This is a genomic window from Hyphomicrobium methylovorum, assembly GCF_013626205.1.
Classification (GTDB): domain Bacteria; phylum Pseudomonadota; class Alphaproteobacteria; order Rhizobiales; family Hyphomicrobiaceae; genus Hyphomicrobium_B; species Hyphomicrobium_B methylovorum.
On sequence record NZ_QHJE01000001.1, the window covers coordinates 818,412 to 833,073 of the forward strand.

At 56.1% G+C, this 14,662-nt stretch carries 12 protein-coding genes; 10 read left to right on the plus strand and 2 right to left on the minus strand.

Going from position 1 to position 14,662, the window contains the following annotated elements:
- Positions 1 to 95 precede the first annotated feature (95 nt).
- A complete protein-coding gene (locus DLM45_RS04150) occupies positions 96 to 3,158 on the minus strand; it encodes an efflux RND transporter permease subunit (RefSeq protein WP_181335720.1) in 3,063 nt (1,020 codons plus the stop codon).
- Positions 3,158 to 4,243, minus strand: coding sequence for an efflux RND transporter periplasmic adaptor subunit (locus DLM45_RS04155; protein ID WP_181335721.1), 1,086 nt, complete (start codon positions 4,241 to 4,243; stop codon positions 3,158 to 3,160). Before DLM45_RS04155 ends, DLM45_RS04150 begins: the two co-directional genes overlap by 1 nt.
- Before the next feature lie 410 nt (positions 4,244 to 4,653).
- Between DLM45_RS04155 and DLM45_RS04160 the strand changes: the two genes are divergently transcribed.
- From DLM45_RS04160 to DLM45_RS04205, 10 genes are all read left to right on the plus strand, one after another.
- Positions 4,654 to 5,136, plus strand: a complete 483-nt coding sequence (locus DLM45_RS04160) for a Na+/H+ antiporter subunit E (RefSeq protein ID WP_181335722.1) — start codon at positions 4,654 to 4,656, stop codon at positions 5,134 to 5,136.
- Positions 5,129 to 5,389 (plus strand): MrpF/PhaF family protein, encoded by a 261-nt coding sequence (locus DLM45_RS04165; RefSeq protein WP_181335723.1) that lies wholly within the window; start codon positions 5,129 to 5,131, stop codon positions 5,387 to 5,389. Before DLM45_RS04160 ends, DLM45_RS04165 begins: the two co-directional genes overlap by 8 nt.
- Before the next feature lies 1 nt (position 5,390).
- On the plus strand, positions 5,391 to 5,633 hold the full coding sequence (locus tag DLM45_RS04170) for a Na(+)/H(+) antiporter subunit B (protein ID WP_181335724.1): 243 nt from the start codon (positions 5,391 to 5,393) through the stop codon (positions 5,631 to 5,633).
- A 3-nt stretch (positions 5,634 to 5,636) separates the two neighbouring features.
- Complete coding sequence (gene mnhG, locus DLM45_RS04175) at positions 5,637 to 5,978, plus strand: monovalent cation/H(+) antiporter subunit G (protein ID WP_181335725.1); 342 nt, start codon at positions 5,637 to 5,639, stop codon at positions 5,976 to 5,978.
- Positions 5,975 to 6,670 carry a hydrogen gas-evolving membrane-bound hydrogenase subunit E gene (gene mbhE, locus DLM45_RS04180; RefSeq protein ID WP_181335726.1) on the plus strand — a complete coding sequence of 232 codons (696 nt, stop codon included), beginning with the start codon at positions 5,975 to 5,977 and terminating at the stop codon, positions 6,668 to 6,670. The genes mnhG and mbhE overlap by 4 nt, the downstream gene beginning before the upstream one ends.
- 22 nt (positions 6,671 to 6,692) lie before the next feature.
- Positions 6,693 to 7,064 carry a sodium:proton antiporter gene (locus DLM45_RS04185; protein WP_343062235.1) on the plus strand — a complete coding sequence of 124 codons (372 nt, stop codon included), beginning with the start codon at positions 6,693 to 6,695 and terminating at the stop codon, positions 7,062 to 7,064.
- Entirely contained in the window at positions 7,058 to 10,180 is a 3,123-nt protein-coding gene (locus DLM45_RS04190) for a complex I subunit 5 family protein (RefSeq protein ID WP_181335727.1), read from the plus strand. Before DLM45_RS04185 ends, DLM45_RS04190 begins: the two co-directional genes overlap by 7 nt.
- Positions 10,181 to 10,454: 274 nt before the next feature.
- The gene (locus tag DLM45_RS04195) at positions 10,455 to 11,885 is read left to right on the plus strand and encodes a basic amino acid/polyamine antiporter (protein ID WP_181335728.1); all 1,431 of its coding nucleotides are present in this window, start codon (positions 10,455 to 10,457) and stop codon (positions 11,883 to 11,885) included.
- Between the two features lie 16 nt (positions 11,886 to 11,901).
- Entirely contained in the window at positions 11,902 to 13,146 is a 1,245-nt protein-coding gene (gene arcA / locus DLM45_RS04200; protein WP_181335729.1) for an arginine deiminase, read from the plus strand.
- Positions 13,147 to 13,180: 34 nt separating this feature from the next.
- On the plus strand, positions 13,181 to 14,650 hold the full coding sequence (locus DLM45_RS04205) for a Na+/H+ antiporter NhaC family protein (protein ID WP_181335730.1): 1,470 nt from the start codon (positions 13,181 to 13,183) through the stop codon (positions 14,648 to 14,650).
- Positions 14,651 to 14,662 lie beyond the last annotated feature (12 nt).

The window sequence follows — 14,662 nt, forward strand, 5'->3', positions numbered from 1 at the left end:
GTGCCTCGCTTGTATGACGGAGTTTTGCGGCGATCGCCGCAACCGCCAAACGCGGAGCACGCGCGTTCGGTTTCATCGTGCTGGTACGAAATTGACTAGCCGCTGACTGGCTCTGGCGCCTTCACACCTTTTTCAGCCCACTCGAACCAAGCGACATACAGAGTTGGCAGAAGAACGAGCGTCAGAATAGTCGCGACCAAAAGACCGCCCATTATTGCAAAGGCCATTGGCCCCCAGAAGACGGTTGGAGCTATGGGAATCATGCCGAGAACGGTCGAGACGGCCGTCAGCATGATTGGCCGGAAGCGCGTTGTACTCGCGTCGATTGCCGCTTGGCGCACGTTCTTTCCTTGTGCTCGTTCGCTCTCGATCTGCCCGATCAAGATGACCGCATTCTTGGTAATCATGCCGAGCAGCGCCAGAATGCCGAGAATAGCAACGAAACCCAGCGGACGTCCGGACACAAGGAGGGCCACCACGACGCCTATCAGGCCAAGCGGTGCGATGCTCAAGACGATCGCCAGTCTTTGGAAGCTCTGCAGCTCAACCATCAGTACCGTCAGCATGATCAGAAGCATGAGCGGAACGACGGCTACGACCGAGGCTTGCGACTTCTGACTTTCTTCGACAGTTCCGCCCGTTGCAATTCGGTACGGCGGCGTCAACTTGCTTTGTAAGCTCGCGACGTTTTCAGCAAGCGCTTTGACGACGGATTCCGGGAGAGCGCCAGATTTGACACCAGCTTGCACAGTGAGCGTCGGAACGCGATCCCTCCTCCAAATTCCCGGGAAATCCTGAGTGTATTCAAATGTTGCGAACTGGCTGAGTGGAACGGTCCTGCCGTTTGCGACCGGCACCTGAATGTTGCGCAGGGTTGCCAACGATACGCGCTGTTCGTCGACCGCACGCGCAACCACATCGACGAGATAGATGTCGTCGCGAACTTGGGTAATCGGCGTTCCGGAAACGACTGTATGCAGAAGCTGAGCGATAGCGTCGGAACTCAACCCGAGTTGCCGCGCTTCGTCCTGATCAATTGCAATGCGAACCTCTCGAGTTGGCTCCATCCAATCGAAATTGACATTCACCGCATCGGGGCTTTGGGAAATGACCGCGGCAAGCTGGAACGCGATATCCCTCACCTTCGCAACATCGGGGCCGCTTACGCGATATTGGATCGGCCAGCCAACCGGCGGCCCAAGCTCAAGTGGATAGATGCGGCCGACAACAGACGGCAATTCTTCCGCAAGTGTTTTTTCAAGCTTGGCGTGAAGTCGATCTCGCGCTTCAACGTTCTTTGCGACGATGACTGTTTGCGCGAAGAAGTCATTCGGAAGCTGAACGTCGAGCGGTAGATAGAAACGAATAGCGCCACGTCCGGCATATGCGCTCCATCGTTCGACATCGGGATCGTTCTTCAATAATTGATCGACGTGCGCAACCACCCTGCTGGTTGCATCGATCGATGCATTCTGCGGCAGGCGTAGATCGACGAGAAGCTCTGGCCGGTCCGACGCTGGGAAAAATTGATTTGGAATGAGTGGCATCGCCAGAACGGCTCCCGCAAACAGCGTAAGAGTTGCGGCGATCGTGAGCCATTTCCTCTGCACCGCTCCATCGAGCAGCTTCCGAAACGTGCTCATAATGCGGCCCGGTTCCGCGCCTTTTTCTGTCTTCGGTGGCTTCAGAATAAAGATGCCCAAGAGAGGCGCAAAGACAACCGCGACAAACCACGAAACGATCAATGCAATACTGACGACCGCGAAGAGAGAGAATGTGTATTCGCCGGCAGAGCTTGCAGCGAACCCGACCGGCACAAATCCGGCCATCGTTACGAGCGTGCCCGCCAGCATTGCAACAGCATAGGTTTTGAAAGCGAACGACGCGGCGACTTGAGGTGCATCGCCCGCCGCCAGGCGCGTCAACGTTGCGTCCGTTGTCGTCATGGCATCGTCGACAAGCAAGGCAAGCGCGATGATGAGCGCGCCTAGGGAGATGCGTTGCATATCGATGTTTGCCAGATCCATGATCGCAAACACGATGGCAAGTGTTAGAGGAATAGATAGCGCGATAATCAGACCCGGCCGGACTCCCAGGCTGATGAAGCTGACAACCAGAATGATCGCTATCGCCTGCCAAAGTGAGGTCATGAACTCCGAGATCGCCGTCTCGACCGTGACCGCCTGATCGGCAACGAGATGCGGTTCAATTCCGATCGGAAGTTCCGCCTTCGCCTCCGCGATGGCGCGCGTGACGTTCTTCCCTAACGCCAGAATATCTCCGCCTTCCTTCATCGCAATCGCGAGACCTATCGCGGGCGCACCATTCACACGGAACGTCGGTTGCGGCGGATCGGAGAAGCCACGCCTTACCGTCGCGATATCGCTTAGGCGGACCATGCGACCGCTGACCGAGAAATTGACGTTGGCGATGTCGTTCTCGGTTTCGAACGTTCCTGTTGTGCGAAGTGATAGTGTCTCGTCTCCCGTTTGAATCGTGCCGCCGGGCCGAACGATATTCTGTGTCTGCAATGCGTTGATAAGTGCAACGCGATCAAGGCCTAACGCAGCAAGCTCTTTGATCGAAAATTCGATGAAGATCTTCTCGTCCTGAGCGCCGAGGATTTCGATCTTGGAAACGTCCGGAACATGCAGCAATTTCGAGCGGATTTCTTCGACGTAGTCGCGCAACTCGCGGAAAGAGAATCCGTCTGACGTGAAACCGTAGATGATGCCGAACGTATCGCCGAATTGATCATTGAAGCCGGGGCCGATAACCCCTGCAGGCAGGGTGCCACGGATATCGCGGATACTGTTGCGCACGTGCTGCCATATCGTTGGAACCTGCTGCGCAGTTGTGCTTCCTTTGAGATTGACGAAGATCGTTGTTACCCCGGCACGCGTGAAGCTTCGCAGAAAATCTAGCTCCGGCGTTTCCTGAAGCTTCCGCTCCAGCCGTTCCGTTACCTGCTTTTGTGTTTCTTCGATCGTTGCACCGGGCCACGCCGCGTGGACCAGCATCGTCTTGATCACGAACGTCGGGTCTTCGGCTCTTCCGAGCCTGTTGTAGGAAAATACGCCAGCAGCAACCGCTACAAGCATGAGATAGATGACGAGCGACCGGTGATTGAGCGCCCAGGTTGAGAGATTCAGCCGCATCAGTTTCCAGATCCTAGAATGCGAATTCTCTGGCCTGGATGGAGCGCCTGGACTCCAGCCGTCACGATGACGTCGCCGACTTCGAGTCCGTGAGAGATGCGCACAGTTGCCGGATTGAATTGCGCCACATCGACGTTGTGTAGGAGCACTGTCTGCTTCTCGGTATCGACCAGCCAGACAGCGGGCCGATTGTTATCGTTCGTCAGCGCCGTCGCCGGGACTTCGATATGCCCCTCGTCGGTCGTGTCTACGCTGCCTGTTACAGCAGCCCCCAGCCGCATTTCCGTCTTCGGATTCTCAAGCCCGACTTTTACTTCAAATGTTCTCGTTACCGGGTCTGCTTGAGCCGCGACCTGCCGGACCCTGCCTATCGCCGAAACGTTTGCGTCATTTGCCAAGCGAATAACGATCTTTGAATCGGCTGGCACCGCTCGAAGTACTTGCGCCGGAACGTCGAACACGGCGTCGCGTCCGTCCTGGCGCGCCAATCGAACGATCATTTGCCCAGCTTGAACAACCTCGCCGGATTCTCCGCCCGTTTCCGTGACGATCCCGGGTGCGTCGGCGTGGAGCTCCGTGAAGCTCACCAGGTCTTTCGCCTTCTGCAAGCGCGCTTCCGCAGAATCGACTTGGGCCTCTGCTGTTTTGAATTCCCGCTCGGCTTGATCGTGTATGGCCCGCGTCGTCCAGCCTTGGCTCAACAGTGTTTTCTGGCGATCGAACGCGTTTCGTGCTTCCGTAAGCCTCGCGTTCGCCGCGGTGAGATTTGCCTGCTCCGAGCGCAGTGCGTTCATCTCATTCTGCGGATCAAGCCGCGCGAGCAACTGTCCACCTTCGACGCGCTCACCGACACTGGCTTTCTGCTCGATCATGCGCCCGCCGATGCGAAAGCCGAGCGCGGCCTCGTCCGCTGACTCGATGCGGCCGGTAAATGTCAAAGGCGTCGACGCCTTGCTCGGCTCAACCGTGACGGTTCGAACCGGACGCGCAATCGCGTGATCCTCGGCGGCTTTTTCCTTACATCCGGAAATCAAAAGCGCGCCTATCGATAAGAGCGCCGAAAATGCAATCTTCCTGCCGCGCATTCTTGAACTCCGTAGCCGTCGTCAGAGTCATATTCGACCGTGAAAGCGACGCCCGCTATAACCTCGTAGCAATCGATGACTTACGACGAACTTCATCAAACGCGACTGGAACGCTCATCGTTTGGTTATCATTTGGTAGTTCACCATACTGATCACCTGCCGGAGCACAGAGCGGCGGCGCGCCACCACCGATCTCCAATTTTAAGTGATATCGATAATAGCAGGCGAATGACGCTGGTGCGGGTGGACACCCAGACCAAGTTCATAAAAATTTAGAATAGAAGTCGGAACGACCGAAACGCCAAATTAATTCGTGTACACACCGTTGTCCATTGGGCGTTTTAGATTTAATCTAGCGCGTAATACCGCCGACAAGTACGCGATCGGCGGCTGAGTAACGGTAGGGGCCCATGCCAAAGGGTTTTTGGGGACTGTGGTTCTTATTGTTCTTTATCTGGCTCGCGATCAATTCATCGCTAGCCATTGAAACTATTTCGGCGGGTGCGTTCATTTCATTGGCGCTCTCAATTTTCTTCGTGCGAAGCACCAGTGTTTGGCGGGGTTTCAATTTCAATTCCGCGCAGGTCCTACACTTCATTAGATATACAGGCGTTTTCATCGTCGAGCTGGTGCGTGCAAACATTGATTTGATGCGCCATATCTATTCGCCCGCCCTCGACATCCGTCCAGGCACCGTCAAGCTCAAAACGAATTTGAAATCGCCCATCGGGCGCTTAGCAATCGCAAACTCTATCGCGCTGACGCCGGGATCGCTGGTTTTGGGGATGGATGACGACTGCCTTCTCGTTCACTGCCTGAATGCCGACGCCGAGACGGCGTCGCAAACAATCCTGGAACCTTTCGAGAAGCATTTGGAGCAGGTCTTTGGCTGATCGTATTCTGCTTGTCGCTGCAGTGCTGATCTTTTTCAGCGTGGTTTTCGGCGTTGTTCGACTGGCGCGCGGACCGACCGTCATCGATCGCATCGCGGCGCTCGACATGCTTACAATCGTCTCGACGTCTTTGATCGTCCTTTACGCGCACGTATCGGGCCGCTTCGTTTATCTCGATGTGGCTCTCATCTACGGCGGATTGAGTTTCCTTGGCGTGCTGGCGGTTGCTCGTTATCTTGAGCGGGGGCTTTAAGATGCTTGAGCTGCTAGCAATCCTGCTCTGCGCCAGCATGCTGGCAAGCGCTCTTCTTGCCGTGCGTCTCTCAAGCGTTCTTGCGGCTGTCGTGTGCGCGGGCCTTTCGAGCCTGTTCGCCGCCGTCTGTTACGTCCTGCTCGCTGCGCCTGATGTCGCTATGGCTGAAGCCTCCATCGGATCGGGGCTCTCCACGTTCATCTTCCTATTGGCACTCCGCCGAACCGGATACGCGAAGGAATGACACGTGCTTGAGTTGATCGGAAGCATCTTCGTTCTGCTCGGCGCGGGCGTTCATTTCTCGGCCGGCCTTGGCCTCATCCGCATGCCGGACGCGTTTACGCGACTACAAGCGGTCACCAAGGCGACGACACTTGGCAGCACGCTGATCGTCCTTGGCATCGCTTTCTACCATCCTGGCTGGACCTGGAAGCTACTGATTATCGTCTACTTCATCTTCATGACGAACCCGATCTCCTCCCATGCCCTCGCGCGCGCGGCATTGGCACTCGGAGTGCCGATGTTTGGCGGCGGTGATGCGAAGAGCCTAGACAACGACGCACAAGCGATATCGGGGGGCGATCGGTGAGACACGCTTTTGTCGTGCTGGCCATTACCCTGCTTGGAGTTCTGTTCGCTGGCATTGACGCGAATGTCATCGTGCGGGACGTGGCGACTCCCCTCGGGCAAAGTCTTTTGACACTCGTTCCGCGCGACCTCGGTGCGCCGAACGTCGTAACCGGCATTCTCCTTGCCTATCGAGGCTTCGATACAATCGGCGAAGTTGCCGTTCTTTTCATGGTAGCTGCTGGCGTCGGCCTCGTTCTTGGCGAGAGCAACCAGCGGCGGCGCAAAGTCGACGCAACGCTGCCACCCGCCCAACCCGCCACGGAAATCGTAGAGAACGGCGCACGGATCCTACTTCCGATGATAGCGATATTTGCTGCCTACATCATCATGAACGGACACCTGTCAGCCGGCGGCGGATTTCAGGGCGGCGCCGTGATCGCGTCAGGGATTTTGCTGCTCTTGCTGGCATTGCCAAAAGTTGGCGTCGATCTCGCGTTTCTCAGCGCGACAGAGTCGATTGCGGGCATCCTGTTCGTTTTAGCCGGTGTAGCTGGATTGGTGTTTGCGAGCGGATTTTTCGACAGCCGAATCCTCCCGCTCGGAACCTTCGGCTCTCTCTTCAGCGCCGGATCAATTCCGATTCTCTCTTTGTTGCTCGGGATAAAGGTCGGCTGCGAGCTGGGCGTGATTATTGTTCGGTTCCGTGGCTGACGCGTGAAGTCAGGAGCGTTTCGTGTTCGATCTACCTATATCGAAGCTCGTGTTGGGGACTGGCTTCCTGCTGATCTTGATTGGTCTGTGGGGGATGCTGACACACCGAAACATTCTGCGGATCATTATCGGCTTCTCGCTCATTGATACCGGCATTCACGCCGTCATTGTGTCGCTGGGATATGTTGCGGGCGGCACCGCCCCCATTATCGATCGCGCCTTGCCGATACAGGAGGCTTCGACACGGGCTGTCGATCCCGTTGCGTCGGCGCTTGTGGTTACAGCGATCGTCATCGGTCTTTCGGTCACCGCTATGATGCTCGCGTATGCGGTGCGCCTTTACGATTCCAAGAAGACCCTTTCGATTGATGCGCTTGCGGATTCCAAATGGTAACCGCGCTTCTGCACCCCCTGAATATCTTTATTCTCGGTTTCGGAGGCGGCTTTCTCATTCCGCTGCTGAACCGCGTGAGCAAAGCGTGGGCTGGCTTCGCGCTGGTGTCAATTCTGATGGCAATGGCGTTGATTGTCATCGCGACGCTCATTTCGCTTTTGAGCGGATCGCCTGATGTCGAGATACTGACGGGCGGCAGCACGCCTCCCTACTCGATCAATCTTCGAATGGGCATTGCAGAATGTATTTTCTGCTTGGGCGTTCTCACGATCGCACTGCTCGGCACCGTTTACATCTTGCACGAAACGTATTCGGTTTTCCTGATCTACCTCATCATCGTAACGGGCTTGCAAGGCCTGGTGATGACTCGGGATCTCTTCAACCTATTTGTGTTTATCGAGGTTGTTTCGATAGGCACGTACGGCCTCCTCGCGCTTGGAAGCCGCCCCGCTGCGCAGTCTGCAAGCTTCAAATATATCATGGCGACTGTGCTCGCCTCGGCGTTTCTTTTGCTCGGCATCGCTTTACTCTACGCCGCGACCGGGCTTCTCAATATCGACTTCTTAATTGCTCGCCGTAGCGAGATTGTCGGGCTGATTGCATTTGCTGGGCTCGCCTTCATTCTTGGCGCTTTGCTCGTTGAACTAAAGCCATTCCCCGCAAATGGTTGGGGTCTCGACGTTTACGAGACGGCGCCCGCGCCAATCGCCGCTTTTATTTCTGCTGCTGTCTCCGCTGGTGTTTTCTTCGCGCTCTATAAACTCCTGCCTCTGTTCGACACACACCTGCACCTCATTGCGTTTCTCGGCGTGGTCACGTTCGTTTTTTCGAACATCGTCGGGCTCAGGCAGGATAACGCGCAGCGCCTTCTTGGTTGCTCTTCAATCGCACAGATGGGTCTGCTCGTTGCGGCACTTGCTCTGCTGTACCCTACAGGCGGCGGTACCATGCCGCTCGTCGTGGTTGGCCTGTTCGTCAATCATCTGCTGGCTAAAGCCGGTCTTTTCTGGATTGCTGCCTATGTCGGCAAGCGATCGATCGATGACTTTGCAGTTCTCATGAAGCGGCCGTTGCTGCTCATTACGTTCTGCGTATTCTTTGCCGCCTTAGCGGGCCTTCCTCCATTTCCAGGTTTTTGGGCCAAGTGGCACCTCGTGTTGACGCTCGCCGCCGCGGAAAATTATAGCTGGATTTTTGCTATCCTCGTTGGCTCGCTGCTTGAGGCTGCCTATCTGTTTCGCTGGTTCGGGCGCGTCGTTCACTTGAATTCGGATACTGCGGATCATCAAACGGATCACAATCCGTGGCTTCTCTTGCCGCCCGTTGCCGCGGCGCTTTTCCTACTGGTTTGTGGATTTTATGGAGCCGTGCTTGCGGGGCTTTCTCAGCACTGGCTTGTTGTGCCAATTTTGGGGGGCATCGGCGTCTATCTGATCGACGCACTTCCTGGCCGCACAAAGTCGGCGATCGTATCGCTCATCATATTGGCTATCGGCTTCTGGTCCGTTGGCGATCTTTCCGGGATCAGCTTTTTGTTCGCCGCGCTGCTATCCGCTGGCGCCTTCGTTCTCTCGCTCGCCTGTCTTTATCGCTCCGACAGACGTCCCGGCTTTCATGCGCTGCTGACGGTGATGTTGCTGTCTCTGTTGATGCTCCCTCGTTCGACGACGAGCCTCGAGTTCTTTTTTGTTTGGGAGTTGATTACGCTCTCATCGTATCTGCTGATACTTCGTGGGCGCAATGCCGAACACGATGCGCAACGCTACCTTCTGTTTTCACTCGTCGCTGCGTTCTTCCTGCTCGCAGGATTTGCTATTGCGGCAGCTGTATCTGGAACCACCGACCTCACCGCGCTTCGCTCTGCGGGATCTGAAAGTGCGGCCTCCTTCCTGCTCTTTGCCGTTGGCTTTCTCATCAAGGCTGGCGCGATTGGCGTACACGTTTGGGTCGCCGGGGCGTACGCGGAAGCCGAGGACGACCTATCTGCGATGCTCTCCGCGCTGGTCAGCAAGGTGCCAGTATTCGGCTTGCTGATTGGGACGTATATCGCCATCCGCTCAGAAACGAACCTCAATATCGCCTATGCCGTCGGTGTGATCGGCATGCTCACCACATTGCTTGGGGCAATGCTGGCGCTCCGCGAAGATGACATGAAACGTATGCTCGCCTATTCGAGCATGAGCCAGCTCGGATACATCGTCACCGCGATCGCCCTGACCAGTCACCTTGGCTGGGTGACAGCTTTTTATCTGACTGCGCATCATCTGATGGTGAAAGGCATCCTATTCCTTTCGGTTGCGGCCATCATTCTGCGAACCGGCGTTCGCCGCTTTTCGGATCTCGGCGGTCTTGCGCGCAGGATGCCGTTGACGTTTGCTCTTTCTGCCTTTGCAATTCTCGCGATGTCTGGATTGCCGCCGCTGACAGGCTTCGGCGGAAAATGGCTGCTTCTGAGCTCCATGATGGGAAAGCAATGGTACGTGCTTGTTGTCGTGGGCGTGCTGTCGACGTTTGTCGGCTTTCTCTACATGTGGCACTTCCTTTCTGCTGTCTTCGTTGAGAAGCCTCGCCGCAACGTTGAACAAATAGACGAAGCGCCATGGGCGTTACTGGTGCCTCAAACGCTTTTGGCTTTGGGCATTATCGTGATGGCGTTCTATCCGAAATTGCTTCTCGAACCTTTATCTCAGGCAATCGATCCCTACTTCGCGTCGACGCTCATTTGGTATGGGATGTCGCTTGAGCTCATCTATGGCGCATGGAACCCTCTGCCGACGATGTTGTATGCGGTCGCTGGATCAGCGGGATTATTCGGCCTCATTCTATTCATCAGACGTTTGCGACGGAGCAACGACGTCGGACGGTCTCCTGAGGCGCTTTCGCCATCGGGCAACGAGAGCGTCTACGATTATTGTACGTCCGCTTGCAGCACTCTGACTCCGCCATGCGCAGTTGGATTCTGGAACGCGGTTGCCGCCGGAACGATGGCATGCTCGGATTGGGTCCGGCGCATCTATAATGGCGATGGGCAACTCTATAATCTGTACGTTCTCTATTATCTCATTCTGCTCTTCATCGCTTGCGGCGGCGCGCAAGAACTATGGCGTCCTCATTAGCCATCTTTTTTCATGGCGCCGCGCAATCCGCAGTCGCATCGACAATTATGTTCCGCTTACAGACTGTTTTTGCTATCGTGCTTTTGCGCTTCGTGAAACCTGTTCAAATTATCCATTATCAGGCCTTTTAAACGATCAAACAATTAACCGTCTGATCGCCAATTCCTTGAGCACAGTTTCACTGCGCACCTAATGCCTTCTCCTTCTCGTCCAATTCACTCGCTGCGACCCTCACGAACCACGCTGATCTGATTGCGTATTGCAGGGGAATACAATGGCGTCGAACTCGGCACAGAAGCTGTCGCTGTATGCGCTGACAGGCATGGTCGTTGGCTCCATGGTTGGCGCGGGCATCTTTTCCTTGCCGCGAACATTCGGCATTGCCACGGGCCCCTTTGGGGCCTTGATTGCCTGGAGCATCGCGGGCACCGGAATGTATTTGCTTGCTCGCGTCTTTCAGTTCCTCGCCGAGCGCAAACCCGATCTTGACGCCGGTGTGTATGCCTATGCCAAAGCTGGCTTCGGCGACTATCCCGGGTTCCTTTCGGCCTTTGGTTACTGGGTCGGAAGCTGCATCGGGAATGTGTCGTATTGGGTTCTAATCAAATCCACCTTGGGCGCGTTCTTTCCCGTCTTCGGCGACGGAAACACAGCTATAGCGATAGTTGTTGCCTCGCTTGGGATCTGGATTTTCCATTTCATGATCCTGCGGGGAATTCAGCAGGCGACTTTCATCAACACCGTCGTCACCATCGCCAAGATCATTCCGATTCTGGTCTTCATTCTCATCCTGTTCCTGGCGTTTAAATTCGATCTGTTCCGTGCGAACTTCTGGGGCGGCACAAACATGCCGGAAACGAGCCTGTTCGAACAGGTTCGTGCGACCATGTTCGTGACTGTCTTTGTCTTTCTCGGGATCGAAGGCGCGAGCGTCTACTCGCGCTATGCCAAGCAGCGCTCGGACGTCGGAACCGCGACCATCTTGGGATTTGCCCTGGTCACGTGCTTGATGGTTTTGGTCAGCATGCTGCCCTACGCGGTTCTGGAGCGTGCAGATATTGCTGGAATGCGCCAGCCGTCCATGGCCGCCGTTCTTGAGTCCGTGGTCGGACATTGGGGAGCTGTGTTTGTCAGTATCGGGCTACTCGTATCAGTCCTTGGCGCGTATCTCGCATGGTCCCTAATTTGCGCCGAAGTTCTTTTTACGGCTGCTCGCACCAACGATATGCCCCGGCTCTTTGCGAAAGAGAACGCCAACAAGGTACCTGCCGCTGCCCTGTGGCTGACCAACATCGTGGTGCAGCTCTTCGTTATCACCACCTATTGGTCGCAAGACGCCTTTGCATTGATGCTCAATCTCACAAGCGCGATGGCACTCATTCCGTATCTGCTCGTTGCCGGGTATGGCCTTCTCATGGCCCATCGAGGCGAAACCTATGAGGGCCAAGCGCAGAAGCGCACGCGCGATATGATTATCGCTGCGGTCGCCGTTCTCTACACGATCTTTCTGCTGTTCGCGGGCGGCACGAAGTTCCTTCTTCTTTCCGCGATTTTATACGGCCCGGGCACCGTTCTTTATATCTGGGCGCGGCGCGAGCAGAACAAGCAAGTCTTCAGCACAACGGACTGGATCCTTTTTCTCATCGCGGCGGTCGGCTGCATCGCGGGAGTATACGGTCTGTTGAACGGTTCCATCACCATCTGAGTTGGAGTGCATTAGCATGGCAGCGCTAACAAACTACGGCGTCTATTCCGAGGTCGGCCAGCTACGCAAGGTCATGGTGTGCGCCCCGGGAATTGCGCATCAGCGTCTCACGCCTAGCAATTGCGATTCCTTACTCTTCGACGATGTGCTTTGGGTTGATAACGCCAAGCGAGACCACTTCGACTTCACGCAGAAAATGCGCGATCGCGGCATCGAAGTCGTTGAGATGCACAACCTGCTGGCAGAGACGGTCGCTATTCCGGAAGCAAAGCAATGGATTCTCGACAACCAGATTGTTCCCGATCAGGTTGGCTTGGGTTTGATTGACGAGATCCGGAGCTATCTGGCCGGCCTGCCACCGCGCCAGCTTGCGGAAACGTTGATCGGCGGTTTATCGACCTACGACTTTCCTGAAAGTCACGGCGGCGAAACACTGCAGCTCATTCGCGAAGCTGCCGGCGTAACGGAGTATTTGCTGCCGCCGCTTCCCAACACGCTCTATACCCGAGACACGACATGCTGGATCTATGGCGGCTGTACGCTCAATCCGCTTTATTGGCCTGCGCGGCACGAGGAAACGATCCTCACGGCATCGATTTACAAGTTCCATCCTGACTTCGCCGGAAAGGTCAACGTTTGGTGGGGCGATCCGCTTCACGATCACGGTCTTGCAACGCTTGAGGGCGGCGATGTGATGCCGATCGGTAAAGGCATCGTCCTCATTGGGATGAGCGAGCGGACGTCCCGACAAGCCATCAGCCAGCTTGCGGCAACGCTCTTCAAGAAGGGCGCGGCCGAGCGCGTAATCATTGCAGCAATGCCCAAGCTTCGCGCGGCCATGCACCTCGATACGGTCTTCACATTTGCAGATCGCGATTGCGTTCTCATCTATCCTGATATCGTCGATAAGATAACTGCGTTTTCTTATCGTCCGGCTGACACGCCGAGTGGCATCGAACTCCGCAAGGACAATGGACGTTTCGTTGACGTTGTCGCCGAATCTCTTGGCGTCAAGAATATGCGAGTGGTGGAAACGGGCGGCAACGCTTACATGCGCGAACGGACGCAATGGGATAGCGGCGCCAATCTCGTTTGCGCTTCGCCGGGTGTCGTATTTGCGTATGATCGAAATACCTACACGAACACACTTCTCCGAAAGGCTGGCATCGAGGTCATCACCATCAGTGGCTCGGAGCTTGGCCGCGGCCGCGGCGGCGGACATTGTATGACGTGCCCGCTCATTCGTGACGCCGCCGACTGATCGGACCGGTCCACCATAGATGGACGTCAGCCCAATGAGCGATAGCGGCAGATCTCGGCCGACGCTGCTCGAAGCTCTGATTCCGATCGCAAGCCTCATCGTGCTTGTATCGTTGTCGTACTACTTATTTGGAGACGCAGGCTCGAAGGGGCCGAACCAAGTTGCACTCACACTTGCGACGCTGGTTGCGTTATTCATCGGTTGGCGTAACGGCTTTACACTCGAAGAACTCAAAGCCGCTGCAATATCCAGCGTGAGTTCCGGCCTCGGAGCGATATTTATTCTCTTCGCTGTCGGCGCGCTCATCGGAGCATGGGCGTTGAGCGGAACGCTCGTGGCCATGGTGTATTACGGTCTTGAACTTCTCAGCCCGAATTATTTCTATTTGAGTTCCGCTTTGATCTGCGCGCTCGTTTCGGCAAGCATCGGTAGTTCTTGGACGACTGTCGGGACGATCGGGGTCGGCCTGATGGGCATATCCCACAGCATGGAACTCAATCCCGCAATCGCAGCAGGCGCGATCATTTCGGGATCGTATTTCGGCGATACCACGTCGCCTCTATCGGACTCGGCAAATCTTGCGGCGGCCGCAGGCGGAAGCGATCTCTATGTCCACATTCGGGAGACTGCATTCATTTCCGCCGTAGCGTTGGCAATCGCGATGGTGGTCTTCGCGATGCTTGGAAACCCTGGCGAATTCGACGCAAGCGAAAAGATCTCCGCTATCGAGCGGGGATTTCGCATGTCGCCGATTTTGTTTCTGCCGCTCGTGGTGGTCATCGGCTTGGCTATTCTCAAGTATCCGCCATTCATCGCCATCTTTATCGGTGCTCTTGTCGGCGGCGCTCTCGCTGCCATCGTCGCGCCAGAGCGCGTCATCGCATTCGCCGGAGGTGATGGGAGTCTTCCGAATCCCCTGGCACTTCTGAAAGGCGTTTGGCTTTCTCTTGCCAGCGGCTACACCTCAAGCACCGGCTTCGCGCCCATCGATGAACTCGCGTCGCGCGGTGGTATGGAAAGCATGCTCGACACGGTGTGGCTGGTCATTACGGCACTTGCATTCGGTGGCGTTGTCGAGAAGGCTGGAATTCTCGATCGCGTCATCACGTCAATTCTGAACGCGGCGAAATCGGCGGCGGCGTTGGCAGCGTCACTGGTTGCAACGGTCTTCACAACCAACGTTGTGACTGCGGATCAGTATATGGCGGTTGTGCTTCCGGGCCGCATGTTCAAATCCGCTTATGCGAACCGAGGCTACACGCCGGTTGCGCTGACGCGCGCGGTCGGCGCGTCCGCTACACCGTCTTCGGCGTTGATCCCCTGGAATAGCTGCGGCGCCTACATGGCCGTTACACTCGGTGTTCCAACGCTTAGCTATGTGCCGTATGCGATCTTCAATATCGCGAGCCCTTTGCTCGTCATCGCCTTGGCGTACTTGCAAATCAGGACGCTTGAGGCACCGCAGAGTGCCGCGTCTTCTGCGCCGAGCAAACTTGATCCGTGACGCCCAACCGGC

What these genes read in the sequence shown, in the direction of transcription:
- DLM45_RS04150 (WP_181335720.1), bottom strand. Translation starts at nt 3,158, where the DNA reads ATGCGGCTGAATCTCTCAACCTGGGCGCTCAATCACCGGTCGCTCGTC.
- DLM45_RS04155 (WP_181335721.1), bottom strand. Translation starts at nt 4,243, where the DNA reads ATGCGCGGCAGGAAGATTGCATTTTCGGCGCTCTTATCGATAGGCGCG.
- DLM45_RS04160 (WP_181335722.1), top strand. Translation starts at nt 4,654, where the DNA reads ATGCCAAAGGGTTTTTGGGGACTGTGGTTCTTATTGTTCTTTATCTGG.
- DLM45_RS04170 (WP_181335724.1), top strand. Translation starts at nt 5,391, where the DNA reads ATGCTTGAGCTGCTAGCAATCCTGCTCTGCGCCAGCATGCTGGCAAGC.
- DLM45_RS04190 (WP_181335727.1), top strand. Translation starts at nt 7,058, where the DNA reads ATGGTAACCGCGCTTCTGCACCCCCTGAATATCTTTATTCTCGGTTTC.
- DLM45_RS04195 (WP_181335728.1), top strand. Translation starts at nt 10,455, where the DNA reads ATGGCGTCGAACTCGGCACAGAAGCTGTCGCTGTATGCGCTGACAGGC.
- arcA (WP_181335729.1), top strand. Translation starts at nt 11,902, where the DNA reads ATGGCAGCGCTAACAAACTACGGCGTCTATTCCGAGGTCGGCCAGCTA.
- DLM45_RS04205 (WP_181335730.1), top strand. Translation starts at nt 13,181, where the DNA reads ATGAGCGATAGCGGCAGATCTCGGCCGACGCTGCTCGAAGCTCTGATT.